Raw genomic sequence first — 25,559 nt, 5'->3', positions numbered from 1 at the left:
GCACAATAAAAAAGTAAGCCCCGGTAATCCGGGGCTTTTTTGTCTCAGGAGACCTAAATCAGATCCACTCTTTCACTTTGATGAACTCGCTCAGCGCGGCTTCCGGGCTGCCTTCCTGCGGATGGTAGTCATACTCCCAGCGCACCAGCGGCGGCATCGACATCAGAATAGACTCCGTACGACCGCCGGTCTGCAGGCCGAACAGCGTGCCGCGATCCCACACCAGATTGAATTCCACATAACGCCCGCGGCGATAAAGCTGGAAATCGCGTTCGCGCTCACCGTAAGGCGTGGTTTTTCGACGCTCAACGATCGGCAGGTAAGCGTCGGTAAAGCCGTTGCCCACTGCCTGCATAAAGGCGAAGCAGTGGTCGAAGTCCGGGGTATTTAAATCATCAAAGAACAGACCGCCAATGCCGCGCTGTTCGTTGCGGTGCTTAAGGAAGAAGTAATCATCGCACCACTTTTTGTAGCGCGGATAGACCTCGTCGCCGTACGGCAGGCATAAATCGCGGGCAGTACGATGCCAGTGAATGGCGTCTTCTTCAAACCCATAATAAGGCGTTAGATCAAACCCGCCGCCGAACCACCACACCGGGTCGGCGCCGGGCTTCTCGGCAATAAAAAAGCGAACGTTAGCGTGGCTGGTCGGCACATAGGGGTTGCGCGGATGCACCACCAGCGAAACCCCCATTGCTTCAAAGCTGCGCCCGGCCAGTTCCGGGCGGTGGGCGGTAGCCGAGGCGGGCATCGCATCGCCGTGGACGTGAGAAAAGTTAACCCCGGCCTGCTCAAAGATGCCGCCGTCGCGTAAAACCCGGCTGCGTCCGCCGCCGCCGCCTTCGCGCTGCCAGCTATCTTCAACAAAATCCTTGCCGTCAACGGCGGAGAGTTTGGCGCAAATGGCATCCTGCAGCTGAAGAAGGAAGGCTTTGACCTGCTGTACATCGGGTTTCATTAACGTCTCTTCGAATGCGCTTTCTGGTTATCGAACCAGTGGAAATAACTAATAATGCCGGAAGCGATAGCGTTAGCAATCTTCTGGCGGAAAGCGGTTGTGCCGAGTAGCTTCTCTTCATTTGGGTTGGTAATGAACGACGTTTCGACCAGCACCGAGGGAATCGAAGGGGACTTCAGCACCACAAAGGCCGCCTGCTCTGTATTGCGGCTGTGCAGTTTATGCACCGGCTTAATCTTTTTCAGAATATGCGAGCCGAGCGTCAGGCTGTTCTTAATGGTGTCGGTTTGCACCAAATCGAACAATACCTGCTGCAGCAGATGGTCCTTATCCGTCGCTTTTTTACCGGCGACCTCATCGGCGCGGTTTTCGCGCTCGGAGAGATATTTCGCCATGGCGCTACTGGCGCCGCGGTTGGAGAGCGCAAAGACGGAGGCGCCGGCCGCACTCGGGTTGGTAAAGCCGTCGGCGTGAATCGACATAAACAGATCGGCGCCGTGCTGGTGGGCGATCTCAACGCGATCGTACAGCGGAATAAAGGTATCGCCGCTACGCGTCAGACGGGCATCGATGCCGTTGCTGCGTAAAATGCTGCGCACATTTTTAGCAATGGCCAGCACGACGTGTTTTTCTTTCGAACCGTTGTGGCCAATTGCCCCCGTATCGATGCCGCCATGACCGGGGTCAAGCATCACCAGACGCCTGCTGCCTGCTTTCTTTGCGACGGGTTTGCTGTGTCCATTGGAAGTTTTTAGCGGCTGCTCTTTGGCAGTGGCTTGGGAAGCGACGCCGGTTAGCGTCATCGCAGCCAGTCCTGCTTTCAGCACCTGACGGCGCGAAGCAAGTATTTTTAATGGTTTAAAAGTGCTCATTCGGCCTGAATTGTAAACAAGTGATGTCCAATGTTATATCGTATCGCGTTTCCCGTTACGACCACTCAAAATAAGAATTGTTTTACTTTTCATTTCAATACATGACAAAGCGATATTATGCCATTTTTTGCTGATGATTTCGCCTGATATTGGCTATCAGTCATATTCGCGCCATAATCACTGTTTTTAACCGTAAATGGTGGGGAATACCATGGAGATTCGCGTTTTTCGCCAGCAGGATTTCGAAGAAGTGATCACCCTTTGGGAGCGCTGCGATCTTCTGCGCCCATGGAACGATCCGGAAATGGATATCGAGCGTAAGCTCAACCACGACGTGAGCTTGTTTCTGGTCGCTGAAGTGAACGGTGAAGTGGTGGGGACGGTGATGGGCGGTTACGACGGCCACCGCGGCTCCGCTTACTATCTTGGCGTACATCCGGAATACCGCGGCCGCGGTATCGCTAATGCGCTGCTCAATCGGCTGGAAAAGAAGCTGATCGCCCGCGGTTGCCCGAAAATTTCAATTATGGTGCGTGACGATAACGATGTGGTGCAGGGGATGTACGAGCGTCTCGGTTACGAGCACTCGGATGTACTCACCCTGGGTAAACGCCTGATTGAAGATGAAGAATACTGAATTTATTCCTGCCGATTATGATACCCAGGGTCGTTTACGGCTGCCGCTGTTGTTTTGGGGTGTGCTGTTGCTGCAGGCGCGCACCTGGGTGCTGTTCGTCATGGCCGGCGCCTCCCGCCAGCAGGGGGATGCGCTGCTGAGCCTGTTCTATCCCGATCACGATAACTTCTGGCTGGGTTTGCTGCCCGGCGTACCGGCGGTCGCGGCATTTCTGCTTAGCGGTCAGCGTCAGCGTTTCCCGCGTCTCTGGCCGCTGATGCGCTGGCTGCTGATTGCTTCACAGGCGCTATTGCTGGCCTGGCAGCCGTGGCTGTGGTTCACCGGCGAGGCGCCTTCCATGCTGACCATCGCCCTGCTGGCGGCCGATATTTATGCGCTATGGTGGCTGATAACCAGCCGCAGGTTGCACGCCTGTTTTCGCCTTGAAGCGCTTTAATGGCACTTTTTGCCGATCGCGCACTCCAACATGCGTTGAATGAATCAGAAAGGATTGAGTTATGAAATCGCTACGTCTAATGCTTTGCGCGCTTCCGCTGGCGCTAACCGGCTGCTCAACGATGAGCGCGGTGAACTGGTCGGCTGCCTATCCATGGAACTGGTTTGGTTCCTCCAACGAGGTCACCGAGCAGGGCGTGGGTAAACTGACGGCGTCGACGCCGCTCAATGAACAGGCAATTAGCGATGCCCTCGGCGGCAGCTACCGTCTGCGCAGCGGAATGAAAACCGCGGATGGCAAAATCGTTCACTATTTTGAAGCGCTAAAGGATGACAAGCTGGCGCTGACTATCAACGGCGATGGCGGTACGGTGAGCCGCATTGATGTGCGCGATAGCGCGATTCCCGCCGCCAGCGGCGTGAAAATCGGTACCCCGTTTAGCGAGCTGTACGGCAAAGCGTTCGGCAACTGCGAGAAAGGCGTTCCCGACAACGGCGCGGTGGTGGAATGTAAAGCGCCTGGCAGCCAGCACATCAGCTACGCCTTTACCGGCCACTGGAGCGGCCCGGACGAGCTGATGCCGTCCGACGATACCCTGAAGAACTGGAAAGTCAGCAAAATTATCTGGCGTCGCTAATTTGATCTGAAGAGACACGTGGGCGGATAAAAACGGTTACAATGGCGCGTTAGCAACGTCATAGCGTTGTGGTTGCATCATTTCAGGAGGAGCGATGTCTCAGGTTCAGAGCGGCATTTTGCCGGAACATTGCCGCGCGGCGATTTGGATTGAAGCCAATGTAAAAGGGGACGTTAACGCCCTGCGCGAAGCGAGCAAAATTTTTGTCGATAACGTGGCCACCTTCCAGGCTAAATTCCCTGACGCCAAACTCGGCGCGGTGGTCGCTTTCGGCAATACCGTCTGGCGTCAGCTGAGCGGTGGTGAAGGTGCGGAAGAGTTAAAAGATTTTCCGGTTTACGGCAAAGGGCTGGCGCCATCCACGCAGTATGACGTGTTGATTCATATTTTATCCGCCCGTCATGAAGTGAACTTTTCCGTCGCCCAGGCGGCGGTGGCCGCTTTCGGCGACGCCATTGAAGTGAAAGAAGAAATTCACGGTTTCCGCTGGGTGGAAGAACGCGATCTGAGCGGCTTTGTCGACGGCACCGAAAACCCGGCAGGCGAAGAAACCCGCCGTGAAGTCGCGGTGATTAAAGACGGCGTTGACGCGGGCGGCAGCTACGTATTCGTGCAACGCTGGGAGCACAATCTTAAGCAACTGAACCGCATGAGCGTGCCGGATCAGGAGATGATGATTGGCCGTACCAAAGAAGCCAATGAAGAGATCGATGGCGACGAGCGCCCGATTACTTCGCACCTGAGCCGCGTGGACTTAAAAGAAGATGGCAAAGGGCTGAAAATCGTCCGCCAGAGCCTGCCATACGGTACTGCCAGCGGCACTAACGGCCTGTACTTCTGCGCCTACTGCGCTCGCCTGTATAACATTGAGCAGCAGTTGCTGAGTATGTTCGGCGATACCGACGGTAAGCGCGATGCCATGCTGCGCTTCACTAAACCGGTGACTGGCGGTTATTACTTCGCGCCGTCGCTGGAGCGTATTCAGGCGCTGTAATTTTTCCCCTCACCCTAATCCTAACCCAGAGGGTTAGGGTGTAAGCGAATCCAGCATACGTACAGCCGCTTTCAGCAAAGCTTTGCCAGTTGCTTATTCTCTTTTCTACTTCCAAATCGCCAAACGGTATATAAAACCGTTACTCCTTTCGTACTCGTTATAAATATGATGATCATCAGTAAATGATCATTTTTGATAAGGGTGCGCAATGGCCGTTAAATCACTGAAAAAAGGATATCTGGCGCTGGCAGCTTCCATGCTGCTGGTGGCGCAGGCGCAGGCGACTGAACTGCTGAACAGTTCCTATGATGTTTCCCGCGAGCTGTTCGCCGCCCTTAATCCGCCTTTTGAACAGCAGTGGGCAAAAGAAAACGGCGGCGACAAGCTGACCATTAAGCAGTCACATGCGGGCTCCTCCAAGCAGGCGTTGGCGATTCTGCAAGGTCTGAAGGCTGACGTCGTGACCTATAACCAGGTGACGGACGTCCAGATTCTGCATGATAAAGGCAACCTGATCCCGGCAGACTGGCAGAGCCGTCTGCCGAATAACAGCTCGCCGTTCTATTCGACCATGGCGTTCCTGGTGCGTAAGGGCAATCCCAAAAATATTCACGACTGGAACGATCTGGTGCGTTCTGACGTGAAGCTGATCTTCCCGAATCCTAAAACTTCAGGCAACGCGCGCTATACCTATCTTGCGGCCTGGGGGGCGGCGGACAAAGCCGATGGCGGCGATAAAGCCAAAACCGAACAGTTCATGACCCAGTTTCTGAAGAACGTCGAGGTATTCGATACCGGCGGTCGCGGCGCGACGACCACCTTCGTCGAGCGCGGGTTGGGCGATGTGCTGATTACTTTTGAATCGGAAGTTAACAACATCCGTAAACAGTATGAAGCGCAGGGGTTCGAAGTCGTTGTGCCGAAGGTCAATATCCTCGCCGAATTCCCGGTCGCGTGGGTAGACAAAAACGTTAAGGCCAACGGTACTGAAAAAGCGGCGAAAGCCTACCTGAACTATCTCTATAGTCCGCAGGCGCAGACCATCATCACCGATTACTACTATCGCGTGAACGATCCGAAAGTGATGGCGTCGCTGAAAGATAAATTCCCGCAGACCGAACTGTTCCGCGTGGAAGACCAGTTTGGCAGCTGGCCTGAAGTGATGAAAACCCACTTCGTCAGCGGCGGCGAGCTGGACAAACTGCTGGCAGCGGGGCGTCAGTAATGTTGGCTGTATCGTCCAAGCGCGTGCTGCCGGGCTTTACCCTGAGCCTTGGCACCAGCCTGCTGTTTGTGTGCCTGATTTTACTGTTGCCGCTCAGCGCGCTGGTGATGCAGCTGGCGCAGATGAGCTGGGCGCAGTATTGGGAGGTGATTACCAACCCTCAGGTGGTCGCCGCCTATAAAGTCACGCTGCTGTCGGCTTTTGTGGCCTCGATTTTTAACGGCGTGTTCGGCCTGCTGATGGCGTGGATTCTTACCCGTTATCGTTTTCCAGGCCGTACGCTGCTCGATGCCCTAATGGACCTGCCGTTCGCGCTGCCGACGGCGGTGGCGGGTCTGACGCTGGCCTCGCTGTTCTCGGTTAATGGCTTGTACGGCGAGTGGCTGGCGAAGTTTGATATCAAAGTGACCTATACCTGGCTTGGCATCGCGGTGGCGATGGCCTTTACCAGCATCCCGTTTGTGGTGCGTACCGTGCAGCCGGTGCTGGAAGAGTTAGGGCCGGAATATGAAGAGGCGGCGGAAACCCTTGGCGCGACGCGCTTACAGAGTTTCCGCAAAGTGGTGCTGCCTGAACTGTCGCCAGCCCTGCTGGCGGGGATTGCGCTGTCGTTTACCCGCAGCCTTGGCGAGTTCGGTGCGGTGATCTTTATCGCCGGCAACATCGCATGGAAAACGGAAGTGACTTCGCTGATGATTTTCATTCGTTTGCAGGAGTTTGATTACCCGGCGGCGAGCGCGATTGCCTCGGTGATCCTCGCGGCTTCGCTGCTGCTGCTGTTCTCTATCAACACCCTGCAGAGTCGCTTTGGTCGACGCGTGGTAGGTCACTAATGGCGGAAGTTACTCAATTGAAGCGCTATGACGCGCCCCGGATCAACTGGGGCAAATGGTTTCTGATCGGCGTCGGGATGCTGGTATCCGCCTTCATCCTCGTGGTGCCGATGATTTATATTTTTGTCCAGGCTTTCAGTAAAGGGTTAATGCCGGTGCTGGAAAACCTGGCCAATCCGGACATGCTGCACGCCATCTGGCTGACGGTGATGATCGCGTTGATTACCGTGCCGGTGAATCTGGTGTTCGGGACGCTGCTGGCCTGGCTGGTAACACGCTTTACCTTCCCTGGCCGCCAGCTGCTGCTGACGATGCTGGATATCCCGTTCGCCGTCTCGCCGGTGGTGGCAGGTCTGGTTTATTTACTCTTTTATGGCTCCAACGGCCCACTCGGCGGCTGGCTTGATGAGCACAACCTGCAGATCATGTTCGCCTGGCCGGGCATGGTGCTGGCGACTATCTTCGTCACCTGTCCGTTTGTGGTCCGCGAGCTGGTGCCGGTCATGATGAGTCAGGGAAGCAACGAAGATGAAGCGGCGATCCTGCTCGGCGCTTCCGGTTGGCAGATGTTCCGTCGGGTGACGCTACCCAATATTCGCTGGGCGCTGCTGTACGGCGTGGTGCTGACCAACGCCCGCGCGATTGGCGAATTCGGCGCGGTGTCGGTCGTTTCCGGCTCGATCCGCGGCGAAACGCTGTCGCTGCCGCTGCAAATTGAATTACTGCAGCAGGACTACAACACCGTCGGTTCGTTTACCGCCGCGGCCCTGCTGACGTTAATGGCTATTTTGACCCTGTTTTTAAAGAGTATGTTGCAATGGCGTCTGGCCAATCAGGAAAAACGCGCGCAACAGGAGGGAAATCATGAGCATTGAGATTGCCAATATTAAGAAATCGTTTGGTCGCACCCAGGTGCTGAATGATATCTCGCTGGATATCCCTTCCGGGCAGATGGTTGCGCTGTTGGGGCCGTCCGGCTCCGGTAAAACCACCTTATTGCGGATTATCGCCGGGCTGGAGCATCAATCCAGCGGCCATATCCGTTTTCACGGTACCGACGTGAGCCGAATGCACGCGCGCGATCGTAAAGTGGGCTTTGTTTTCCAGCACTATGCGCTGTTTCGACATATGACGGTATTCGATAACATCGCCTTTGGCCTGACCGTGCTGCCGCGCCGTGAGCGTCCCAATGCGGCGGCGATCAAAGCCAAGGTGACCAAACTGTTGGAGATGGTGCAACTGGCCCATCTTGCCGACCGTTATCCGGCGCAGCTTTCCGGCGGCCAGAAGCAACGCGTGGCGTTAGCGCGCGCGCTGGCGGTCGAGCCGCAAATTCTGCTGCTGGATGAACCCTTTGGCGCGCTGGATGCGCAGGTGCGTAAAGAACTGCGCCGCTGGCTGCGCCAGCTACATGAAGAATTAAAATTCACCAGCGTGTTTGTTACCCACGACCAGGAAGAGGCGATGGAAGTCGCCGATCGGGTAGTGGTAATGAGCCAGGGCAACATCGAACAGGCCGATGCGCCTGAACGCGTCTGGCGTGAACCTTCGACCCGTTTTGTGCTCGAGTTTATGGGCGAAGTTAACCGCCTGCAGGGCACCATTCGCGGTGGCCAGTTCCACGTCGGCGCCCACCGCTGGCCTTTAGGCTATACCCCGGCATACCAGGGGCCGGTCGATCTGTTCCTGCGGCCGTGGGAAGTAGATATCAGCCGCCGTACCAGCCTGGATTCGCCGTTGCCGGTGCAGGTGCTGGAAGCCAGTCCGAAGGGGCACTACACCCAATTAGTCGTCCAGCCTCTTGGGTGGTACGACGAGCCGCTGAGCGTGGTGCTGGCGGGCGATGAGGCCCCGTCCCGCGGCGAACGCCTGTTTGTCGGCTTGCAGAATGCGCGCCTGTATAACGGAACAGAGCGCATCGAGCCGCGCGGCGAACTTGCTCTGGCAGAGTCGGCCTGATAGCTTAAATCTACGTGCTTTTGCCGGGCGGCTCAGCGCTGCCCCGGCTGACAGCCCGGAGCGCATGACGCGGCCGGGCTTTTTATTGGACAGCTGAAGTGAACACATTAGAACAAACAATTGGCAACACGCCGCTGGTGAAATTACAACGTCTGGGGCCGGACAACGGCAGCGAAATTTGGCTCAAGCTTGAGGGCAACAACCCGGCGGGCTCGGTAAAAGATCGCGCCGCGCTGTCGATGATTGTCGAAGCGGAAAAGCGCGGCGAAATTAAACCCGGCGATGTATTGATCGAGGCGACCAGCGGTAATACCGGTATCGCGCTGGCGATGATTGCGGCGTTAAAAGGCTATCAGATGAAACTGCTGATGCCGGACAACATGAGCCAGGAGCGCCGTGCCGCGATGCGCGCCTACGGCGCTGAATTGATTCTGGTCACCAAAGAGCAGGGGATGGAGGGCGCTCGCGATCTGGCCGCCGCGATGGCCGAGCGTGGCGAGGGTAAGCTATTGGATCAGTTCAATAATCCGGATAACCCTTACGCCCATTACACCACCACCGGCCCGGAGATCTGGCGCCAGACGGACGGGCGTATCACCCACTTTGTTTCCAGCATGGGCACCACCGGTACCATTACCGGCGTATCGCGTTTTCTGCGCGAACAGGCGAAGCCGGTAAGCATCATTGGGCTACAGCCGGAAGAGGGCAGCAGCATTCCGGGGATCCGCCGCTGGCCGCAGGAATATATGCCGGGCATTTTTAATGCCTCGTTGGTGGATGAGGTGCTGGATATCCACCAGCAGGATGCGGAAAACACGATGCGCCAGTTGGCCGTACAGGAAGGGATCTTCTGTGGCGTCAGTTCCGGCGGCGCGGTTGCCGGGGCGCTGCGTATTGCTCGCGCCAATCCGGGCGCGGTGGTGGTGGCGATCATCTGCGATCGCGGCGATCGCTATCTCTCAACCGGCGTGTTCGGCGAAGAACACTTCAGCCAGGGGGCGGGTATCTAAACGCGCTATCACGGCCCCCATGCCAGGCTTGGGGGTCGGTTAACTAAAGTGCGTGTTTCGCTACCAGCTTATCCAGAAACGCCCATAGTTTTTGATTCATCTCGCGATAATCCCATAGCCTCATTTCATCTTCGCTGCGAATAAAGCGCCTGCCTTTTGCGGCGGCAAGTTCATGTTGCGAATGCGTAATTAGTAACTCGATGACCTCCGCGTCAAACTCCATATGGCACTGAAAACCGTAGACCCGATCGCTATATTTGACGATTTGCCGCGGGCACCCTTCGCTGGAAGCCAGGACTTCCGCCGCAGGCGTCAGGCCCGGCATATCGTTGTGCCAGTGACCGACTACCACCGATGGTCCGAAATGGGCGATGTTGTCATCCTGCAGTCCGGCGGTGGTCAGGATGATAGGATAGTGGCCAATCTCTTTTTCCGGGCTTTGCATCACCGGCGCCCCCAACGCTTCGCCGATGAGCTGCGATCCGAGACAAATCCCGACCACGATACGCCCGGCGGCAATCGCCTGGGCAATCAGGTTTTTCTCGGCATGGGCATCAAACCATGGGCACTCGGCAAGCGTGGTGCGTGGTGATTGCGGGCCGCCAAGTACCACCAGCATATCAAAACCTTCGGCATTCGCCGGCAGCGGATCCCCGGCATAAACTCGCGACCAGCTGGCCTGATAGCCGCGCGCGTTAACCCAGCGCAGATAGGCGCCAGGCGCTTCAAAAACTTCATGAACGATAAAGTGGATCCGCATAACAACTCCCGTGTTTAACAAGGTAAGACCAGCGATAAATCGTGTGCAAGTTGTTCAATTTGCGCCTCGGTTAAGGCGCCCAGCGACAGGCGCAGGCCGTGCGCCGGTGTTTTCACGCCAAAGGCTTCACCTTCACGCACCAGCCAACCGGCCCGCGCCAGACGCAACGCCAGCGGCTGGCTGGCGGCTGATAGCGGCAGCCAGAAGTTAAGACCATCGCCAGGCGGATAATCGCCAGCGCCGTGGCGGGCCAACGCGGCGGCGAGCCGCTGATTTTGCTGCTGATAATGGCGCTGGCTCGCAGTCAGAGAAGCGGCAAAAGCGCTATCATTCAGGCAGGCGAACGCCAGCTCTTGTAGTAAATGGCTGACCCACTGGCTACCGGCGTTCAGGCGCAGGCGCAGCGCCGCCGAGGTTGTCGGGTCGCTGGCGACTATCGCCAGCCGCAAATCCGGGCCGAGGGTTTTGGACATTGAGCGCACCAGCGCCCAACGCTGAATGCCGTCAGGTAGCGGATTGTGCCAGCATGTCGCTGAGAGCAGGGCGAAGTGATCGTCAACGATCGCCAGCGTCTGCGGATAGCGGGCGAGCACGGTGCGAATCGCTTGTGCGCGCTCCGGCGTCAAACTGCAGCCGGTCGGGTTGTGGGCGCGTGGAGTCAGTATTACCGCGCGGGCGCCGTTGCGCAGTGCTTCTTCAAGCCGCTCCGGGTCCATGCCTTCACCGTCGACGGCGACAGGGCTGGGCTGGAAACCGGCGTAACGCAGCATATTGATGCTGCTCAGAAAGCAGGGGTCTTCTACCGCGACGCTGTCGCCGGGGAGCAGCAGCGCGCAGAGCAGGCGTTCCAGAGCGTCAATCGCGCCGCTGGTCAAGTTGATGTCAAATTCCTGGCCGATATCGCGGCTGACCCACTCCCGGGTCCAGTCAGCCAGCCGTGGCTCAACGGCGGCATCGCCGTATAAGTGCGGGGTCTGCGCCAGCTGCGGAAGAAAACGGCCAATATCCGGCAGACATCGTGGATCCGGATTGCCGCCGGAAATATCAATCAGCGATGTCGTTGGATCGCCACCCTCGACCGCATTAAGCGTATTGCGCGCCTTAATGGCCGTGCCGTTGCGCCCCTGGCTGACGGCGAGCCCTGAAGTCACCAGCCGCTTGTAGGCCGCCGCCACCGTATTGCGGTTGACTGCCAGTTCGCCTGCCAGTTCGCGCACTGGCGGCAGCGCCTCGCCGGGTTGCAACGCGCCGCTCTGCACCAGATGACGGATGTTATCGAAAATCTCGCTTGCGGTTTTTCCGGTGAACATTATTGACCTATGACAAAATGAATTTTAGCATAGGACGAATGATAATCAGAGTATGACCCGCTGTCCAGCGGGGGGAGAAAGGATGAGTCAGCAAGACGAAATACAGTCCGTGCTCTTTAACGACCACAGCCGGGCACTGGAGGTTGATATTGTGGCGGTGCAATCGCAGGTGGTATACGGCAGCGTCGGCAACAGTATCGCGGTACCGGCAATCAAGCAGCATGAATTACGCGTGATGGCGGTGCCGACGGTGTTATTCAGCAATACCCCACATTACGATACTTTCTACGGTGGAGTGATCCCGGAAGAGTGGTTTAGCGGCTATCTGCGGGCGCTGGAGGAGCGTGATGCGCTTCGCGAGCTGCGGGCGGTAACCACCGGCTATATGGGCAGCGCCGGGCAAATTGCGCTGCTGGCGCAGTGGCTGCAGCGGATCCGCGTGCACCATCCCGACCTCTGTATTCTGGTTGACCCGGTGATTGGCGACGTGGATAGCGGCATTTACGTAAAAGCGGAGATCCCCGAGGCTTATCGCCGCCATCTATTGCCGCTGGCGCGGGGTATCACGCCAAATCTGTTCGAGCTCGAAACCCTCAGCGGCATGCCGTGCCACAACCAGCAGGAAGCGGTGGTCGCCGCGCGAAGTCTGCTTTCCGATACGCTAAAGTGGGTGGTGATTACCAGCGCGCCTGGACCGGATGCTTCGACTATTAACGTGCTGGTGGTCACCGACGACGCGGTCGAAGTGGTCGTCCATCCTCGCGTCGAAACCGACCTCAAAGGCACCGGCGACCTGTTCTGCGCCGAGCTCATCAGCAACCTGGTGCGCGACATGCCGTTGGGCGACGCTACGCGCGCCGCCGCTCAGCGCGTGCTGGCGGTAATGACCTGGACCGAGAGTCAGGGCTGCGATGAACTCATTTTACCGCCGTCTGGAGCGCAATAACGATGCATAACTATCGGTTAGTGGTACGCAGGGAGGGAAGAACCGTCGGCCATTTCGAGACAACGGGAATGAACGCGCTGGAAGATGCCTGTAGGGCGAGGTCGTTGTTTGAAAGCGATCCTGGCTACCAGTGCGAGCTATGGGTCGCGGATAGCGAACGGCGGATTCTGGAAAGTAGCTCGCAGGGGATGAAAATCCTGGCGAGTGAAAAGTGCTACCGCCCAGCATAAAAAAATGGCGCCTTCAGGCGCCATTTTCTCGGCAAGCAAGAATTACTTCTTGATGCGGATAACCGGAGTTTCACCAACGGTGACGCTACCGGACAGTTTGATCAGCTCTTTTATCTCATCCATGTTGGAGATAACAACCGGAGTCAGGGTAGACTTGGCTTTTTCTTCCAGCAGCGGCAGATCGAATTCGATAACCGGGTCGCCGACTTTCACGCGCTGACCTTCTTCAGCGATGCGCTTGAAGCCTTCGCCTTTCAGTTCAACGGTATCGATACCGAAGTGAACAAACAGCTCAATGCCGCTATCGGATTCAATAGAGAAAGCATGGTTGGTTTCAAAAATTTTACCGATGGTACCCTCTACCGGCGCAACCATTTTGTTGCCAGTAGGTTTGATGGCAATGCCATCACCCACAATTTTCTCCGCAAAAACCACATCCGGCACGTCTTCGATGTTGACGATCTCGCCAGAGAGCGGAGCAACAATCTCAATAGTTCCGGTGTCTTTTTTGTCATCAGAAACCAGAGATTTCAGTTTATCGAACAAACCCATGATCTTCTCCTAAGCAGTAATTTGGGCCGCGCATCTCGTGGATTAGCAGATTGTTTTTTCTTCAATGAACTTGTTAACCAGCGTCATTAACTCGTCCGTTGTCGGTTGAGCAAGAGCCTGCTCTGCTAATACTTTCGCATCTTCGAAGTTCGTGTTACGAATAATCTTCTTGATGCGCGGGATGGAAATGGCGCTCATAGAGAATTCGTCCAGCCCCATACCCAGCAACAGAAGTGTAGCACGTTCATCGCCCGCAAGCTCACCACACATACCAGTCCATTTGCCTTCTGCATGAGAAGCATCAATAACTTGCTTGATCAGAGTCAGCACAGACGGTGACATCGGCTGGTAAAGATGCGAGATCATATCATTACCACGGTCAACTGCCAGAGTATATTGCGTTAAATCATTGGTTCCGATACTAAAGAAATCAACTTCTTTGGCTAAATGACGAGCAATAGTCGCGGCTGCCGGGGTTTCCACCATCACGCCGATCTCAATTGATTCGTCAAAAGCTTTACCTTCGTCACGCAGTTCCTGTTTGTAGATCTCAATCTCTTTCTTCAGTGCGCGCACTTCTTCAACAGAGATGATCATCGGGAACATGATGCGCAGCTTACCGAAAGCGGAGGCACGCAGGATAGCGCGAACCTGGTCGCGGAGGATCTCTTTACGATCCATCGCGATACGCACGGCACGCCAGCCGAGGAACGGGTTCTCTTCTTTCGGGAAGTTCATGTACGGCAGCTCTTTATCGCCGCCGATGTCCATGGTGCGAACGATAACGGCCTGTGAGCCGCACGCTTCAGCCACCGCTTTATAGGCTGCGAACTGTTCTTCTTCAGTCGGCAGAGAATCGCGGTCCATGAACAGGAATTCGGTACGGTACAGGCCCACGCCTTCCGCGCCGTTGCGCTCAGCGCCGTCTACGTCGCGAACGGTACCGATGTTAGCGCAAACTTCAACCTGATGACCGTCGAGGGTGATGGCCGGCAGATCTTTCAGTTTCGCCAGTTCCGCTTTTTCTTCAGCAACCTGCGCCTGCAGCGCACGCAGCTCTTCAATTTTTTCGTTGCTCGGGTTAACCAGAACCTGGTTGTTAACCGCATCGAGAATCAGATAGTCGCCGTTTTTCACCTGGGAGGTGACGCTTCCGGTACCGACAATTGCCGGCAGCTCAAGGGAGCGCGCCATGATAGAGGTGTGGGAAGTACGGCCGCCCGCGTCGGTGATGAAACCCAGCACCTTATTCAGGTTCAGCTGTGCGGTTTCTGACGGGGTCAGATCGGCGGCAACGAGGATGACTTCATCCGCGATAGCGCTCAGATCGATGATTGCCAGGCCCAGAATGTTGCGCAGCAGACGTTTACCGATATCGCGTACGTCAGCGGCACGCTCTTTCAGGTATTCGTCATCCAGCTCTTCCAGTGCAGTTGCCTGACCTTCGATAACTTCATTGGCTGCCGCATCGGCAGTCATGTGCTTATCTTTAATCAGGGCTATGATTTCCTGCTCAAGCTCCTCATCTTCCAGCAGCATAATATGCCCTTCGAAGATGGCTTCTTTTTCTTCACCGAAAGTTTCACCAGCTTTGGTTTTGATGACCTCCAGCTGGGCGGAGGCCTTGGTGCGGCCGTTCAGGAAACGTTCAACTTCCTGATCAACCTTATCGGCAGAAATTTTCTTCCGGTCGATGACAATTTCATCTTCTTTCAGCAGGAGAGCCTTGCCGAAAGCGATACCCGGGGATGCTAAAATGCCTGAAATCATAACCCTACCTTACTTGTGACTGATATTAAAAAGAACCCGTGAACTTACTCGAGTTCAGCCATCAGTTTAACCAGATGCTCAACTGCTTTTTGCTCATCTTCGCCTTCAGCGGAGATGGTCACAACGGTACCCTGAGTCAGGCCCAGAGTTTGCAGTTTGAACAGGCTTTTTGCGCTGGCGCTTTTGCCGTTGGAGGTTACAGTGATCTCAGAAGTGAAGCCTTTCGCTTCTTTAACAAACTGAGCAGCAGGGCGGGTGTGCAGACCGTTCGGAGCGGTAATGGTAACTTCTTGCTGGAACATTATATTTCCCCAACTTATAGGTTTAGTGTTGTGGACCTAAAGTCTAGCCTAACGACCAAACTTTAGCCTGTATTGTTAGCGCCGGCGTTACGTGTGTGGCTAAGGCGTCAGCAGCGGAACCGCTGAGAGGACCTTAAGTCCGTTGACGTCTAGCACTTCATTAAACATTATGCCGCGAAAGGAAGACTTGAACCAAATCATAAAATCGATTCAGCCTGCGGAAATCCAAATCTGAATAATTTCGCGCTTCAAAATAAATGTGCTGGTTAAATACCAGACCCTACGAGGTGAATCAATGCCAGGAGGGGTAAAACTTTGACGTATGCCACAAAAAAGCACCCGAAAAGGTGCTTTTTTACACGGTTTTTACAAACTGGCACTACTGTTGCAATTCTTTCTCGGTGAAGAGATCTGCGAACAGCGCCGTGCTTAAATAACGCTCACCAGAAGACGGTAGGATAACCACAATATTCTTATTGGTAAAGGCTTCATCTTCCTGCAGCTTTAACGCCGCGGCAACAGCAGCGCCGGAAGAGATACCGGCCAGAATACCTTCTTCTTCCATCAGGCGACGAGCGGTGGAGATGGCTTCTTCGTTGGTGATGGCGACCACTTTATCGACCAGTTTCAGGTCGAGGTTGCCCGGGATAAAGCCGGCGCCGATGCCCTGAATTTTGTGCGGGCCAGGTTTCAGCTCTTCACCAGCCAGCGCCTGGGCGATAACAGGCGAGTCGGTCGGCTCAACGGCGACGGTAATCAGATCTTTTTTACCTTTAGTGCCTTTAATATAACGAGAAACACCGGTCAGGGTACCGCCGGTACCGACGCCGGAGATAAAGACGTCAACCTGGCCATCGGTGTCTTCCCAGATTTCCGGGCCGGTGGTCTTTTCGTGAATTTCCGGGTTAGCCGGGTTACTGAACTGCTGCAGCAGCAGATATTTTTCCGGGTCGCTGGCGACAATCTCTTCCGCCTTCTGGATGGCGCCTTTCATGCCTTTCGCGCCTTCGGTCAGCACCAGATTAGCGCCCAGCGCTTTCAGCAGCTTGCGGCGTTCCACGCTCATGGTTTCCGGCATGGTCAGCGTCAGTTTGTAGCCGCGAGCGGCGGCGACGTAGGCGAGGGCGATACCGGTGTTGCCGCTGGTTGGTTCAACCAGTTCCACACCCGGTTTCAGTACGCCGCGCTTTTCAGCATCCCAAATCATATTGGCGCCGATACGGCATTTAACGCTAAAGCTCGGGTTACGAGATTCTACCTTGGCCAGGATTCGGCCATTACCGATGCGGTTCAGTCGTACCAGCGGCGTATGACCGATTGTCAGGGAGTTGTCTTCAAAAATCTTACTCATGGCCCGTCCTTAACTGTATGAAATTTGGGGGTACGGCTTCAGCATACCCGCTTAAACAATATCCGGAAGTAAGGATTTAGCATATCTATATGCTGAAGGGAAATAATGATGAGCAAGAAGGAATAAGACGGAAATAAGGGGCGGCGTGAACCGCCCCGAAAGAGAGAGCTAAGCGCACTATTTCCACATCGCGTGCTTATCGCGATAGCAATCCACCCACATCGCCGTCGCGCCGCAGATAGCGACTGGCAGAATAACCAGGTTGAGAACCGGGATCATGGTGAACAGGCTGGTCAGCGCGCCAAACTGCATGTTGATGACCTTCCGCGAACGCAGCGCCTCGCGCATGGTTTTAAACGGCACTTTATGGTTATCGAACGGATAGTCGCAATACTGAATGGCCAGCATCCAGGCGCTAAACAAGAACCACAGTACCGGCGCGACGGTTTGGCCAATGCCGGGGATAAAGTACAGCAGTAACAGAACGATGGCGCGCGGCAGGTACCAGGCAAACTTTTGCCATTCGCGTTTCATGATGCGCGGGACATCTTTCATGATGCCGAATATGCCAACGTCGGGCGGCGTCGCGCCGGTCAGTCGCGCTTCGAGCTGTTCCGCCAGCAGGCCGCTAAACGGCGCGGCAATCCAGTTGGCGATGGTCGAAAAGAAGTAACCAAATACCAACAAAATAGAGATAACCGCCACCGGCCACAGCAGGTAGTTTAACCACTGAAGCCATTCAGGCACATGGCTCATTAATGAAGGGATCCAGCTATCGAGGCGGGTAAACAGCCACCAGAACGCGCCGCCCATCAGAATCACGTTAACTAATAAAGGCAGGAACACGAAACGTCGGATCCCTGGCAGCCTGATGAGTTTCCAGCCTTGTGAAAAATAGTAGACGCCGCTACGTGGGGTAGTTGCGGATGATGAAACCATAGTCAGGCGATGCTCCTTTTTTAACATTCAGTGTGAATGCCCGCTTATTTTATCGGGTTGTCAGACAATAACCAGTTAGGAAATGTTCGAAAAAACAGCAAAAAGCACGATTTAGTTCATCTTTATGGGGTGAAAGGGGCAGACGCACTTGCACTTGATGTAATCGGCAAATACTCTTAGTGAGTAAATGTTTGCCGTGGTGGCAAGGTGTTAGAACAACAGAGAATATAATGATGCAGGATTTGCGTCTGATATTAATCATTGTTGGCGCGATCGCCATAATCGCTTTACTGGTACATGGTTTCTGGACCAGCCGTAAAGAGCGTTCCTCGATGTTCCGCGATCGCCCACTGAAACGTATGAAGTCTCGCGACGATGAAACATCGGAAGGCGATGACTTTGATGACGATGTTGAAGGCGTAGGTGAAGTTCGCGTTCACCGGGTTAATCACGCCCCGAACGGCGCATATGGGGAGCAAGAAGCACCTCGTCAGGCGCCGCAACACCAGTATCAGCCTCCTTATGAGCGTCAGGTGCAGCAGCCTGTGCGTCAGGACGAGCCGGTTCATCAGGCGCCGCCGCACGTGTCGCGCCCGCAGCAGCCTGTTGCTCCGCAGCCGCAGGCCCAGCCGCCGCATCATGTTGCCCCTGCTCAGCCGGTACATCCAGCGCAGCCGGTCCATCAGCCGCAGCCGGTACCGCCGCAATATCAGCAGCCGGTGCAGCCAGCTCCGCAGCAGCCTGTAGCTCAACAGTCGGCACCAGTCCCACAACCTGTTGCTCAACAACCTGCGCCGGTTCAACAGCCTGCCGCGCCGCAGCCGCAACCGGCCCCTGAAGCGCCAGCCGCTGAACCTCAGCAGCCGGCCGCCGCGCCGCAGCCGAAAGAGCGCAAAGAGACGGTCATCGTGATGAACGTCGCCGCGCATCACGGTTCGCAGCTTAATGGCGAACTGCTGATCAACAGCATCCAGCAGGCCGGCTTTAAGTTTGGCGATATGAATATTTTCCATCGTCATTTAAGCCCGGACGGTAGCGGACAGGTATTGTTCAGCCTGGCGAACATGGTTAAACCTGGCACCTTCAATCCGGATGCGATGGTGGATATGACCACGCCAGGCGTGACTATCTTTATGCAGGTGCCGTCGTTTGGCGACGAGCTGCAAAACTTTAAACTGATGCTGCAATCGGCGCAGTACATCGCCGATGAAGTTGGCGGCGTGGTGCTTGACGACCAGCGTCGGATGATGACGCCGCAGAAACTGCGTGAGTACCAGGATCGTATTCGCGAAGTAAAAGAGGCTAACGCCTGATCTACGCGCTAGCGTGTCGTCTGCTTAATCTGAACCCCCGCCCGTCGGGGGTTTTTTATCATTGATGGTGCGATATGGAACCAATCGAACAAAAACTGACTGAACTGCGAACCACCCTTCGCCATCATGAATATCTGTATCATGTTATGGACACCCCGGAGATTCCCGATGCGGAATATGACCGGCTGATGCGCGAACTGCGCGAACTCGAAGCGCAACATCCTGAGCTGATTACCCCAGACTCGCCGACCCAACGCGTTGGCGCGGCGCCATTGGCCTCTTTCAGCCAGATTCGCCATGAAGTGCCCATGCTGTCGCTGGATAACGTCTTTGATGAAGAGAGTTTCCTCGCCTTTAACAAACGCGTGCAGGACCGTTTAAGCGATACGGCGGATCTGACCTGGTGCTGCGAGCTCAAGCTCGATGGCCTGGCGGTCAGTATCCTCTATGAAAACGGCGTGCTGATGCAGGCGGCGACCCGTGGCGATGGCACCACCGGCGAGGATATTACCTCCAACGTGCGAACCATTCGCGCTATTCCGCTGAAGCTACGCGGCGACAATATCCCGGCGCGGCTGGAAGTGCGCGGAGAAGTATTCCTGCCTCAGGCCGGATTTGAAAAAATCAATGAAGAAGCGCGCCGCACCGGCGGCAAAGTATTTGCTAACCCGCGCAATGCCGCCGCGGGTTCGTTGCGCCAGTTGGATCCGCGTATTACCGCGAAGCGACCGCTTACTTTCTTCTGCTACGGCGTTGGCGTGCTGGAAGGCGGCGAACTGCCGGCCAGCCACTCCGCGCGTTTGCAGCAGTTTAAGCAGTGGGGGCTACCGGTGAGCGACCGCGTGAAGCTGTGTCATTCTCCAGAGGAAGTGCTTACTTACTATCGCCAGGTTGAAGAAGACCGTCCGAAACTTGGTTTTGATATTGACGGCGTGGTGATTAAAGTCGATTCGCTGGCGCTGCAGGAGCAGCTTGGTTTCGTCGCCCGCGCTCCGCGCTGGGCGGTGGCCTTTAAATTCCCGGCCCAGGAGCAGATGACTTTTGTCAACGATGTGGAATTCCAGGTTGGCCGTACCGGAGCGATTACGCCGGTAGCGCGCCTTGAACCGGTGCACGTGGCCGGGGTGCTGGTCAGTAACGCCACCCTGCATAACGCCGACGAAATCGAACGTTTAGGTCTGCGTATTGGCGACAAAGTGGTGATTCGCCGCGCGGGGGACGTGATCCCGCAGGTCGTCAACGTGGTGCTTTCTGAACGCCCGGAACATACGCGTGAAATCATCTTCCCCACACATTGCCCGGTATGTCATTCCGATGTTGAACGGGTGGAAGGGGAAGCCGTGGCGCGCTGTACCGGCGGGCTTATCTGCGGCGCACAGCGTAAAGAAGCGCTGAAGCACTTTGTCTCCCGACGGGCGCTGGATGTCGACGGTATGGGCGATAAAATCATCGATCAGCTGGTTGAGAAAGAGTACGTCCATACGCCAGCCGATCTGTTCCGCCTCAGCGCCGGTAAGCTTACCGGGCTGGATCGCATGGGACCGAAATCGGCGCAAAATGTGGTCAACGCGCTGGAGAAAGCGAAAGAGACGACTTTCGCCCGCTTCCTGTATGCGTTAGGTATTCGCGAAGTCGGTGAGGCGACCGCCGCGGGACTGGCGGCGCATTTTGGCACTATTGAAGCGCTGGAACAGGCTTCGATTGAGGAGCTGCAGAAGGTTCCTGACGTCGGGATTGTCGTCGCCACGCATACTTTTAACTTCTTCGCCGAAGAGAGCAATCGCGAGGTCATCGCGCAACTGCGCGCTGAAGGCGTTCGCTGGCCGGCGCCGGTGGTGGTGAAGGCGGAAGAAATTGACAGTCCGTTTGCTGGTAAAACCGTGGTATTAACCGGTAGCCTGAGCCAGCTGTCGCGCGATGATGCCAAAGCGCGGCTGGTCGCGCTGGGGGCGAAAGTCGCCGGCAGCGTGTCGAAGAAAACCGATCTGGTGATTGCCGGCGAAGCGGCGGGCTCTAAGCTTGCGAAGGCGCAGGAGTTAGGCATTGAGGTTATCGACGAAGCCGAAATGATGCGCCTGCTGGGAGAATAACGTGGATAAAGCGCAGCTCATCGAGATTGCTAATACCGAGATGCCATTTGGCAAATATAAGGGGCGCCGTTTGATCGACGTCCCGGAAGAGTATTTGCTGTGGTTTGCCCGTAAGGATCAATTCCCTGCTGGGCATCTCGGCGAGCTGATGGCGTTGACCTTATTAATCAAGACCGAGGGGCTGACGCAACTGGTGCAGCCCCTTAAACAACCGCGTTAACCTGCCGTAGCGCGGGATTTCTCCTGCGCCTGTTGGGCGTCTGTTTGCGCTTTATAGCGACGAGCCAGTACAGCGCAGACCATCAGTTGGATCTGATGGAAGATCATTAGCGGCAGCACCATTATCCCCAGAATCGATGCCGGGAACAGGATATTCGCCATCGGTATCCCGTTCGCCAGGCTCTTTTTCGAGCCGCAGAAGACGATGGTAATTTCATCCGGCTTGCTAAAGCCGCAGCGGCGGGCGACAAAAACGTTGATCGCGATGACAATAGCCAACAGCACCAGGCTGACAACGACGATAAACAGCAGCGATCCCACGCCCACTTTGTGCCAGATTCCATTGACGACGGCTTCGCTGAAGGCGGAGTAGACCACCAGCAAGATCGAGGTCTGATCGGTTTTGCCAATCCATTTTTTATGTTTCGCCACCCAGCTACCGATCCACGGGCGCGACAAGTGTCCAAGAACAAACGGCAGCAGCAGTTGCAGCATAATCTTACCAACCTGTTCCAGATCGCCGCCAGCGCCATGCAAATGCATTAGCAGCCCTACCAGCAATGGCGAGACAAAAATACCGAGCAGACTTGATGCTGAAGCGGAACAGACCGCCGCGGCGACGTTACCGCCGGCGAGCGAAGTAAAGGCAATTGCTGACTGTACGGTCGCCGGCAATATGCAAAGGTAAATAAAACCGCTATAGAGCATCGGGTCGACCTTAATCGGCGCCCACCACGCAAACAGAACCCCCAGAACCGGAAAAACAATAAAGGTGCTGCACATCACCCACAGGTGTAAACGCCAGTGGCTGCCACCGGCGATAATTGCTTCACGCGACAGCTTGGCGCCGTGCATAAAGAATAACAGCGCGATGGCGGCGGTGGTGAGATGCTCGACGAAAGGGACGAATTCGCCGCGCGCCGGAAAGAACGAGGCCAGCAGAACCACGGTAATCAATGTCAGTGTAAATGGATCAAGAATGCGGAAAAGTTTCATAAACGCTCCTGAAATTCGATGCCGCTATTGTGCTTTCTTTGTTTTGAGAAATAAAATTGATTTATTGCATCTATTCATGAATAAAACAGATGAATTACTCGTTACGTCAGTTAAAGGTCTTTGTCACCGTCGCCAGGGCGCGCAGTTTTAGCCGTGCCGGGGAAATTATTGGTCTTAGCCAGTCGGCAGTGAGCCATAGCGTTAAGGAGCTGGAGCACCAGACCGGCGTACGTTTGCTCGACAGAACGACGCGTGAAGTGGTGCTCACCGAAGCAGGCCATCAGTTGGCGGGCAAGCTTGAGCGTTTGCTTGATGAACTCCATGTGACCCTGCGTGAAGCGGGGCGGGTAGGGCAGCAGTTGACGGGGACCGTGCGCGTCGCCGCCAGCCAGACCATCTCGGCGCATCTGATCCCGCAATGCATCGCTCATAGCAATCGCCGCTATCCGGATATTGATTTCGTACTGCATGACAGGCCGCAGCAGTGGGTGCTGGAAAGTATCCGTCAGGGCGAGGTTGATTTTGGTATCGTTATCGATCCGGGGACGGCGGCAGACTTGCAGTGCGAGTCCGTGTTGGCGGAACCTTTTCTGTTGTTATGTCGTGAGGATCACCGTTTTTCCCGGCAGTTATCGGTCAACTGGCAGGAGTTGCAAGGGGAGAGGCTGGTATTGCAGGACTATGCTTCCGGCAGCCGGCCGCTGATTGATGCCGCGCTGGCGCGTTTTGCCATCAAAGCCGATATTGTGCAGGAAATTGGTCATCCGGCGACGCTGTTCCCGATGGTGGAATCGGGGATTGGCATTAGCGTACTGCCGGCGCTGGCTTTACCCTTGCCGCAGGGCAGCCGTTTGCAGGTAAAAAGATTAACTCCGGTTGTGGAGCGCCAATTGATGCTGGCGCAGCGTAAAAATCGCTCGCTGTCGACCGCGGCGCAGGCGCTATGGGAGATCGTGCGTGAAGAGGGGGCAAACCTGACATCAGCCAGGATCGAGGACCCGCTTTATCAGCGCTAAGCGTCATTCTTAATGCTGGTGGGGAACGCTACTTTTTATACTGCACAATCGTAGATATTTCCTTTTCTCATGCCTGATGAAAACCCTGCTTTAGTCGGTTCAGAAATCAACAGCCCCAATTTGAATCATTGTTTAAATACACTACGTTCGATCAACTTGTTTACACTATACAGAGAATAGAGCGGAGCGTGTCATTGTCGGGCGGCCGAGCTGTTGAATTTTCCACACGCTATTTGAGAATGGTAAAAAATGGAATTATCAGTCCCTTTTATGCTCGTTATTATTTCCATTGCTTCGCTGCTTGCTCAGTGGTTGGCGTGGCGATTACGTATACCTTCTATCCTGCCGCTGTTGCTCATCGGCGTACTACTTGGCCCCGGGGTGCATTTATTGCAACCGGATATATTATTTGGTCCTCTACTTTTCCCACTGGTATCGCTGTCGGTGGCCATCATTCTGTTTGAAGGGGCCCTAACGCTACGCTTTGATGAGATTCGCGGCTTGGGTGGTATTGTGCGCAATTTAGTCACAGTTGGAATGTTGATTACCTTCGCCGTTATCTCACTAACCTGCTGGGGAATTTTAGGCCTCACGCCGCAGATTTCAGCGCTGATCGGGGCGGTCACGGTGGTTACAGGGCCGACAGTGATTTCTCCACTCATGCGAGTGGTTCGCCCAACAGCCTCTATTAATCAGGTACTGCGCTGGGAAGGGATCGTCATTGATCCGGTGGGAGCGATTTTTACCCTATTAGTATTTGAGTTTATTACTTTGCAGGAGCAAACGGGCACATGGCTTCATTTGCTGATCATGCTTACAAAAACGGTCGTTATAGGGCTGGTGAGCGGGGCGGTGTTTGGCGTTTTCTTAGGGAATGCGCTCAGGCGTGGTTGGATCCCGGGTTATCTGCAAAACTTCGCTGTTTTATCCTTCGTTCTATTGACGTTTGGCGTGTCCAATACGCTGGCGGATGAATCTGGTCTGCTTGCGGTAACGGTCCTGGGGATCTGGCTGGCTAATATGCGAGAGGTTGAGACCTCGGATATCGTTGAATTTAAAGAAGAGCTATCCGCCATCTTACTTTCAGCGCTATTTATCATCCTGGCGGCCCGTCTTGATATCCATGCACTCTGGGCGATGGGCTGGCCGCTGCTGATATTGATGCTTATCGTCCAGTTTGTGGCCCGTCCACTATGCATTCTTGTTTCGACATGGCGTTCCAGCTTGCATTGGCGTGACAGGCTGATGTTATGTTGGATCGCCCCGCGCGGAATCGTTGCTGCCGCTGTCAGTTCCCTGTTTGCTTTGACGCTGCAAAAAAAAGGCTATGAGAACGCGGATCAGCTGGTAACCGTCGTTTTCGCAATCATTATAGGTACGGTAGTTTTGCAAAGCCTTACCAGCAGTCAATTGGCGCGCTGGCTTGGCGTGCAGCAACGTAGGCCTCGAGGAGTGCTGATTGTCGGGGCGAATACGGTCGCCAGAATCCTGGCCCAGGCGCTCAGAAAACTCGATATTCCGGTTCAGCTGAGCGATAACAGCTGGGAATACTACCGGCTGGCAAGAATGGAAGGGTTACCAACATATTATGGCAATGTCTGGTCTGAACATGCGGAAAACTACCTGAATCTGAGTGAGATTCGTCAGGTGATCGCCTTGTCGCCAAATCGTCACCAGAATGCGCTGACCACCCTGCATTTTCAGCATATATTTGGTAATAATCGCGTCTTCTCAATCCGTACGGGGCCTGTGACTAAAGGACGTAGTGAGAAAGAAACGCGTCACGAACAGCTTTTCGATACTGATATGACCTGGGCACGGCTTAGTAGCCTGATAGCGAAAGGCGCAGTCATGAAAGTCACTCGCCTGAATAACAATTTTGGCTGGCCGGAGTATCTCAGCACCAACCCCGGTGCAACACCGCTGTTTGCGCAAAGAGAGGATGGCAATCTGATAGCGATTAATAATGGAATCATGCCGCCGCCACCCTGTACCGTCGTGGCGATTATCGAACCTGGAGTGGAAAGTGAAAAAATTCCGTCAGAAGCGTATTGATAGCCTGTTCTTCATTGTTGGCTGTCGTTGCAGGCCGTTCCGCTATCTGGCGTTCTGCGCATAGCAAAAAGGCGCCTTTAGGGCGCCTTTTTACATTGGTGGGTCGTGCAGGATTCGAACCTGCGACCAATTGATTAAAAGTCAACTGC

Annotated in this window: 26 protein-coding genes; 16 read left to right on the top strand and 10 right to left on the bottom strand. The window is 55.2% G+C overall.

Annotated elements, in window-relative coordinates:
• Window positions 1–58 precede the first annotated feature (58 nt).
• Window positions 59–958, bottom strand: coding sequence for an oxygen-dependent coproporphyrinogen oxidase (hemF, locus tag ABLV07_RS17240; RefSeq protein ID WP_015365482.1), 900 nt, complete (start codon window positions 956–958; stop codon window positions 59–61).
• Entirely contained in the window at window positions 958–1,830 is an 873-nt protein-coding gene (amiA, locus tag ABLV07_RS17235) for an N-acetylmuramoyl-L-alanine amidase AmiA (RefSeq protein WP_015365483.1), read from the bottom strand. The genes hemF and amiA overlap by 1 nt, the downstream gene beginning before the upstream one ends.
• A gap of 211 nt (window positions 1,831–2,041) precedes the next feature.
• Here amiA and ABLV07_RS17230 point away from each other — a divergent pair, with 211 nt between their 5' ends.
• The 9 genes from ABLV07_RS17230 (at window position 2,042) to cysM (ending at window position 9,561) form a co-directional block, all read left to right on the top strand.
• Window positions 2,042–2,467 carry a GNAT family acetyltransferase gene (locus ABLV07_RS17230; RefSeq protein ID WP_015365484.1) on the top strand — a complete coding sequence of 142 codons (426 nt, stop codon included), beginning with the start codon at window positions 2,042–2,044 and terminating at the stop codon, window positions 2,465–2,467.
• On the top strand, window positions 2,454–2,903 hold the full coding sequence (locus ABLV07_RS17225) for a DUF2919 domain-containing protein (RefSeq protein WP_015365485.1): 450 nt from the start codon (window positions 2,454–2,456) through the stop codon (window positions 2,901–2,903). Before ABLV07_RS17230 ends, ABLV07_RS17225 begins: the two co-directional genes overlap by 14 nt.
• A gap of 61 nt (window positions 2,904–2,964) precedes the next feature.
• Window positions 2,965–3,540: an RpoE-regulated lipoprotein gene (locus ABLV07_RS17220; protein WP_015703137.1), complete on the top strand. Its 576-nt coding sequence runs from the start codon at window positions 2,965–2,967 to the stop codon at window positions 3,538–3,540.
• A 94-nt stretch (window positions 3,541–3,634) separates the two neighbouring features.
• The gene (locus tag ABLV07_RS17215; protein WP_032715067.1) at window positions 3,635–4,534 is read left to right on the top strand and encodes a Dyp-type peroxidase; all 900 of its coding nucleotides are present in this window, start codon (window positions 3,635–3,637) and stop codon (window positions 4,532–4,534) included.
• A 208-nt stretch (window positions 4,535–4,742) separates the two neighbouring features.
• Complete coding sequence (locus ABLV07_RS17210) at window positions 4,743–5,759, top strand: sulfate ABC transporter substrate-binding protein (RefSeq protein WP_015365488.1); 1,017 nt, start codon at window positions 4,743–4,745, stop codon at window positions 5,757–5,759.
• On the top strand, window positions 5,759–6,592 hold the full coding sequence (gene cysT / locus ABLV07_RS17205) for a sulfate/thiosulfate ABC transporter permease CysT (RefSeq protein ID WP_015365489.1): 834 nt from the start codon (window positions 5,759–5,761) through the stop codon (window positions 6,590–6,592). The genes ABLV07_RS17210 and cysT overlap by 1 nt, the downstream gene beginning before the upstream one ends.
• Window positions 6,592–7,467 carry a sulfate/thiosulfate ABC transporter permease CysW gene (gene cysW, locus ABLV07_RS17200; protein WP_015365490.1) on the top strand — a complete coding sequence of 292 codons (876 nt, stop codon included), beginning with the start codon at window positions 6,592–6,594 and terminating at the stop codon, window positions 7,465–7,467. Before cysT ends, cysW begins: the two co-directional genes overlap by 1 nt.
• Window positions 7,457–8,551 (top strand): sulfate/thiosulfate ABC transporter ATP-binding protein CysA, encoded by a 1,095-nt coding sequence (gene cysA, locus ABLV07_RS17195; RefSeq protein WP_015365491.1) that lies wholly within the window; start codon window positions 7,457–7,459, stop codon window positions 8,549–8,551. Before cysW ends, cysA begins: the two co-directional genes overlap by 11 nt.
• Before the next feature lie 98 nt (window positions 8,552–8,649).
• Window positions 8,650–9,561 (top strand): cysteine synthase CysM, encoded by a 912-nt coding sequence (gene cysM / locus ABLV07_RS17190; protein WP_015365492.1) that lies wholly within the window; start codon window positions 8,650–8,652, stop codon window positions 9,559–9,561.
• Between the two features lie 43 nt (window positions 9,562–9,604).
• On the opposite strand, the gene ABLV07_RS17185 is transcribed toward cysM, so the two are convergent.
• The gene (locus ABLV07_RS17185) at window positions 9,605–10,321 is read right to left on the bottom strand and encodes a type 1 glutamine amidotransferase (protein ID WP_063444482.1); all 717 of its coding nucleotides are present in this window, start codon (window positions 10,319–10,321) and stop codon (window positions 9,605–9,607) included.
• A gap of 14 nt (window positions 10,322–10,335) precedes the next feature.
• The gene (ptsJ, locus tag ABLV07_RS17180) at window positions 10,336–11,631 is read right to left on the bottom strand and encodes a transcriptional regulator PtsJ (RefSeq protein ID WP_348853631.1); all 1,296 of its coding nucleotides are present in this window, start codon (window positions 11,629–11,631) and stop codon (window positions 10,336–10,338) included.
• Between the two features lie 82 nt (window positions 11,632–11,713).
• On the opposite strand from ptsJ, the gene pdxK reads away from it, so the two are divergent.
• Together pdxK and ABLV07_RS17170 are read left to right on the top strand one after the other, a co-directional pair.
• Entirely contained in the window at window positions 11,714–12,577 is an 864-nt protein-coding gene (gene pdxK / locus ABLV07_RS17175; protein ID WP_020078203.1) for a pyridoxine/pyridoxal/pyridoxamine kinase, read from the top strand.
• 2 nt (window positions 12,578–12,579) lie between these two features.
• A complete protein-coding gene (locus ABLV07_RS17170) occupies window positions 12,580–12,807 on the top strand; it encodes a hypothetical protein (protein ID WP_020078204.1) in 228 nt (75 codons plus the stop codon).
• 42 nt (window positions 12,808–12,849) lie between these two features.
• Here ABLV07_RS17170 and crr read toward each other — a convergent pair whose 3' ends face one another.
• The 5 genes from crr to cysZ form a co-directional block, all read right to left on the bottom strand.
• The gene (crr, locus tag ABLV07_RS17165; protein WP_015365497.1) at window positions 12,850–13,359 is read right to left on the bottom strand and encodes a PTS glucose transporter subunit IIA; all 510 of its coding nucleotides are present in this window, start codon (window positions 13,357–13,359) and stop codon (window positions 12,850–12,852) included.
• A gap of 42 nt (window positions 13,360–13,401) precedes the next feature.
• Window positions 13,402–15,129 carry a phosphoenolpyruvate-protein phosphotransferase PtsI gene (ptsI, locus tag ABLV07_RS17160; protein ID WP_015365498.1) on the bottom strand — a complete coding sequence of 576 codons (1,728 nt, stop codon included), beginning with the start codon at window positions 15,127–15,129 and terminating at the stop codon, window positions 13,402–13,404.
• 44 nt (window positions 15,130–15,173) lie between these two features.
• A complete protein-coding gene (gene ptsH, locus ABLV07_RS17155; RefSeq protein ID WP_000487600.1) occupies window positions 15,174–15,431 on the bottom strand; it encodes a phosphocarrier protein Hpr in 258 nt (85 codons plus the stop codon).
• Window positions 15,432–15,810: 379 nt separating this feature from the next.
• Window positions 15,811–16,782 (bottom strand): cysteine synthase A, encoded by a 972-nt coding sequence (gene cysK, locus ABLV07_RS17150; protein WP_013878168.1) that lies wholly within the window; start codon window positions 16,780–16,782, stop codon window positions 15,811–15,813.
• A gap of 177 nt (window positions 16,783–16,959) precedes the next feature.
• Complete coding sequence (gene cysZ, locus ABLV07_RS17145; protein WP_013878167.1) at window positions 16,960–17,721, bottom strand: sulfate transporter CysZ; 762 nt, start codon at window positions 17,719–17,721, stop codon at window positions 16,960–16,962.
• A gap of 230 nt (window positions 17,722–17,951) precedes the next feature.
• On the opposite strand from cysZ, the gene zipA reads away from it, so the two are divergent.
• The 3 genes from zipA to ABLV07_RS17130 all read left to right on the top strand — a co-directional run bounded on the left by zipA (window position 17,952) and on the right by ABLV07_RS17130 (window position 21,344).
• Complete coding sequence (zipA, locus tag ABLV07_RS17140; RefSeq protein WP_046883442.1) at window positions 17,952–19,034, top strand: cell division protein ZipA; 1,083 nt, start codon at window positions 17,952–17,954, stop codon at window positions 19,032–19,034.
• 74 nt (window positions 19,035–19,108) lie between these two features.
• Complete coding sequence (gene ligA / locus ABLV07_RS17135; protein ID WP_013878165.1) at window positions 19,109–21,124, top strand: NAD-dependent DNA ligase LigA; 2,016 nt, start codon at window positions 19,109–19,111, stop codon at window positions 21,122–21,124.
• A 1-nt stretch (window position 21,125) separates the two neighbouring features.
• Complete coding sequence (locus ABLV07_RS17130; RefSeq protein WP_013878164.1) at window positions 21,126–21,344, top strand: DUF3820 family protein; 219 nt, start codon at window positions 21,126–21,128, stop codon at window positions 21,342–21,344.
• Here the strand turns inward: ABLV07_RS17130 and ABLV07_RS17125 are convergent.
• Entirely contained in the window at window positions 21,341–22,339 is a 999-nt protein-coding gene (locus tag ABLV07_RS17125) for a bile acid:sodium symporter family protein (RefSeq protein WP_013878163.1), read from the bottom strand. The two genes, ABLV07_RS17130 and ABLV07_RS17125, sit on opposite strands and share 4 nt — an antisense overlap.
• A gap of 89 nt (window positions 22,340–22,428) precedes the next feature.
• Here ABLV07_RS17125 and ABLV07_RS17120 point away from each other — a divergent pair, with 89 nt between their 5' ends.
• Together ABLV07_RS17120 and ABLV07_RS17115 are read left to right on the top strand one after the other, a co-directional pair.
• Window positions 22,429–23,355 carry a LysR family transcriptional regulator gene (locus tag ABLV07_RS17120; RefSeq protein ID WP_020078207.1) on the top strand — a complete coding sequence of 309 codons (927 nt, stop codon included), beginning with the start codon at window positions 22,429–22,431 and terminating at the stop codon, window positions 23,353–23,355.
• Window positions 23,356–23,604: 249 nt separating this feature from the next.
• Window positions 23,605–25,410, top strand: a complete 1,806-nt coding sequence (locus ABLV07_RS17115; protein ID WP_348853634.1) for a sodium:proton antiporter — start codon at window positions 23,605–23,607, stop codon at window positions 25,408–25,410.
• Window positions 25,411–25,559: the final 149 nt, after the last annotated feature.

The organism is Klebsiella sp. CN_Kp097, from assembly GCF_040064495.1.
GTDB lineage: Bacteria > Pseudomonadota > Gammaproteobacteria > Enterobacterales > Enterobacteriaceae > Klebsiella > Klebsiella aerogenes.
This window is presented reverse-complemented; position numbering and strand designations above follow the sequence as displayed.

Excerpts from the sequence above, each read along its gene's own strand:
- ABLV07_RS17215 (WP_032715067.1), top strand. The coding sequence starts at position 3,635 with ATGTCTCAGGTTCAGAGCGGCATTTTGCCGGAACATTGCCGCGCGGCG.
- ABLV07_RS17125 (WP_013878163.1), bottom strand. The coding sequence starts at position 22,339 with ATGAAACTTTTCCGCATTCTTGATCCATTTACACTGACATTGATTACC.
- ptsJ (WP_348853631.1), bottom strand. The coding sequence starts at position 11,631 with ATGTTCACCGGAAAAACCGCAAGCGAGATTTTCGATAACATCCGTCAT.
- ABLV07_RS17170 (WP_020078204.1), top strand. The coding sequence starts at position 12,580 with ATGCATAACTATCGGTTAGTGGTACGCAGGGAGGGAAGAACCGTCGGC.
- cysT (WP_015365489.1), top strand. The coding sequence starts at position 5,759 with ATGTTGGCTGTATCGTCCAAGCGCGTGCTGCCGGGCTTTACCCTGAGC.
- ABLV07_RS17225 (WP_015365485.1), top strand. The coding sequence starts at position 2,454 with ATGAAGAATACTGAATTTATTCCTGCCGATTATGATACCCAGGGTCGT.
- cysK (WP_013878168.1), bottom strand. The coding sequence starts at position 16,782 with ATGAGTAAGATTTTTGAAGACAACTCCCTGACAATCGGTCATACGCCG.
- hemF (WP_015365482.1), bottom strand. The coding sequence starts at position 958 with ATGAAACCCGATGTACAGCAGGTCAAAGCCTTCCTTCTTCAGCTGCAG.
- cysA (WP_015365491.1), top strand. The coding sequence starts at position 7,457 with ATGAGCATTGAGATTGCCAATATTAAGAAATCGTTTGGTCGCACCCAG.
- ABLV07_RS17230 (WP_015365484.1), top strand. The coding sequence starts at position 2,042 with ATGGAGATTCGCGTTTTTCGCCAGCAGGATTTCGAAGAAGTGATCACC.
- ABLV07_RS17115 (WP_348853634.1), top strand. The coding sequence starts at position 23,605 with ATGGAATTATCAGTCCCTTTTATGCTCGTTATTATTTCCATTGCTTCG.
- cysW (WP_015365490.1), top strand. The coding sequence starts at position 6,592 with ATGGCGGAAGTTACTCAATTGAAGCGCTATGACGCGCCCCGGATCAAC.
- cysZ (WP_013878167.1), bottom strand. The coding sequence starts at position 17,721 with ATGGTTTCATCATCCGCAACTACCCCACGTAGCGGCGTCTACTATTTT.
- crr (WP_015365497.1), bottom strand. The coding sequence starts at position 13,359 with ATGGGTTTGTTCGATAAACTGAAATCTCTGGTTTCTGATGACAAAAAA.
- ptsH (WP_000487600.1), bottom strand. The coding sequence starts at position 15,431 with ATGTTCCAGCAAGAAGTTACCATTACCGCTCCGAACGGTCTGCACACC.
- ligA (WP_013878165.1), top strand. The coding sequence starts at position 19,109 with ATGGAACCAATCGAACAAAAACTGACTGAACTGCGAACCACCCTTCGC.
- ABLV07_RS17210 (WP_015365488.1), top strand. The coding sequence starts at position 4,743 with ATGGCCGTTAAATCACTGAAAAAAGGATATCTGGCGCTGGCAGCTTCC.
- zipA (WP_046883442.1), top strand. The coding sequence starts at position 17,952 with ATGATGCAGGATTTGCGTCTGATATTAATCATTGTTGGCGCGATCGCC.
- ABLV07_RS17120 (WP_020078207.1), top strand. The coding sequence starts at position 22,429 with ATGAATTACTCGTTACGTCAGTTAAAGGTCTTTGTCACCGTCGCCAGG.
- pdxK (WP_020078203.1), top strand. The coding sequence starts at position 11,714 with ATGAGTCAGCAAGACGAAATACAGTCCGTGCTCTTTAACGACCACAGC.
- ABLV07_RS17185 (WP_063444482.1), bottom strand. The coding sequence starts at position 10,321 with ATGCGGATCCACTTTATCGTTCATGAAGTTTTTGAAGCGCCTGGCGCC.
- amiA (WP_015365483.1), bottom strand. The coding sequence starts at position 1,830 with ATGAGCACTTTTAAACCATTAAAAATACTTGCTTCGCGCCGTCAGGTG.
- ptsI (WP_015365498.1), bottom strand. The coding sequence starts at position 15,129 with ATGATTTCAGGCATTTTAGCATCCCCGGGTATCGCTTTCGGCAAGGCT.
- ABLV07_RS17220 (WP_015703137.1), top strand. The coding sequence starts at position 2,965 with ATGAAATCGCTACGTCTAATGCTTTGCGCGCTTCCGCTGGCGCTAACC.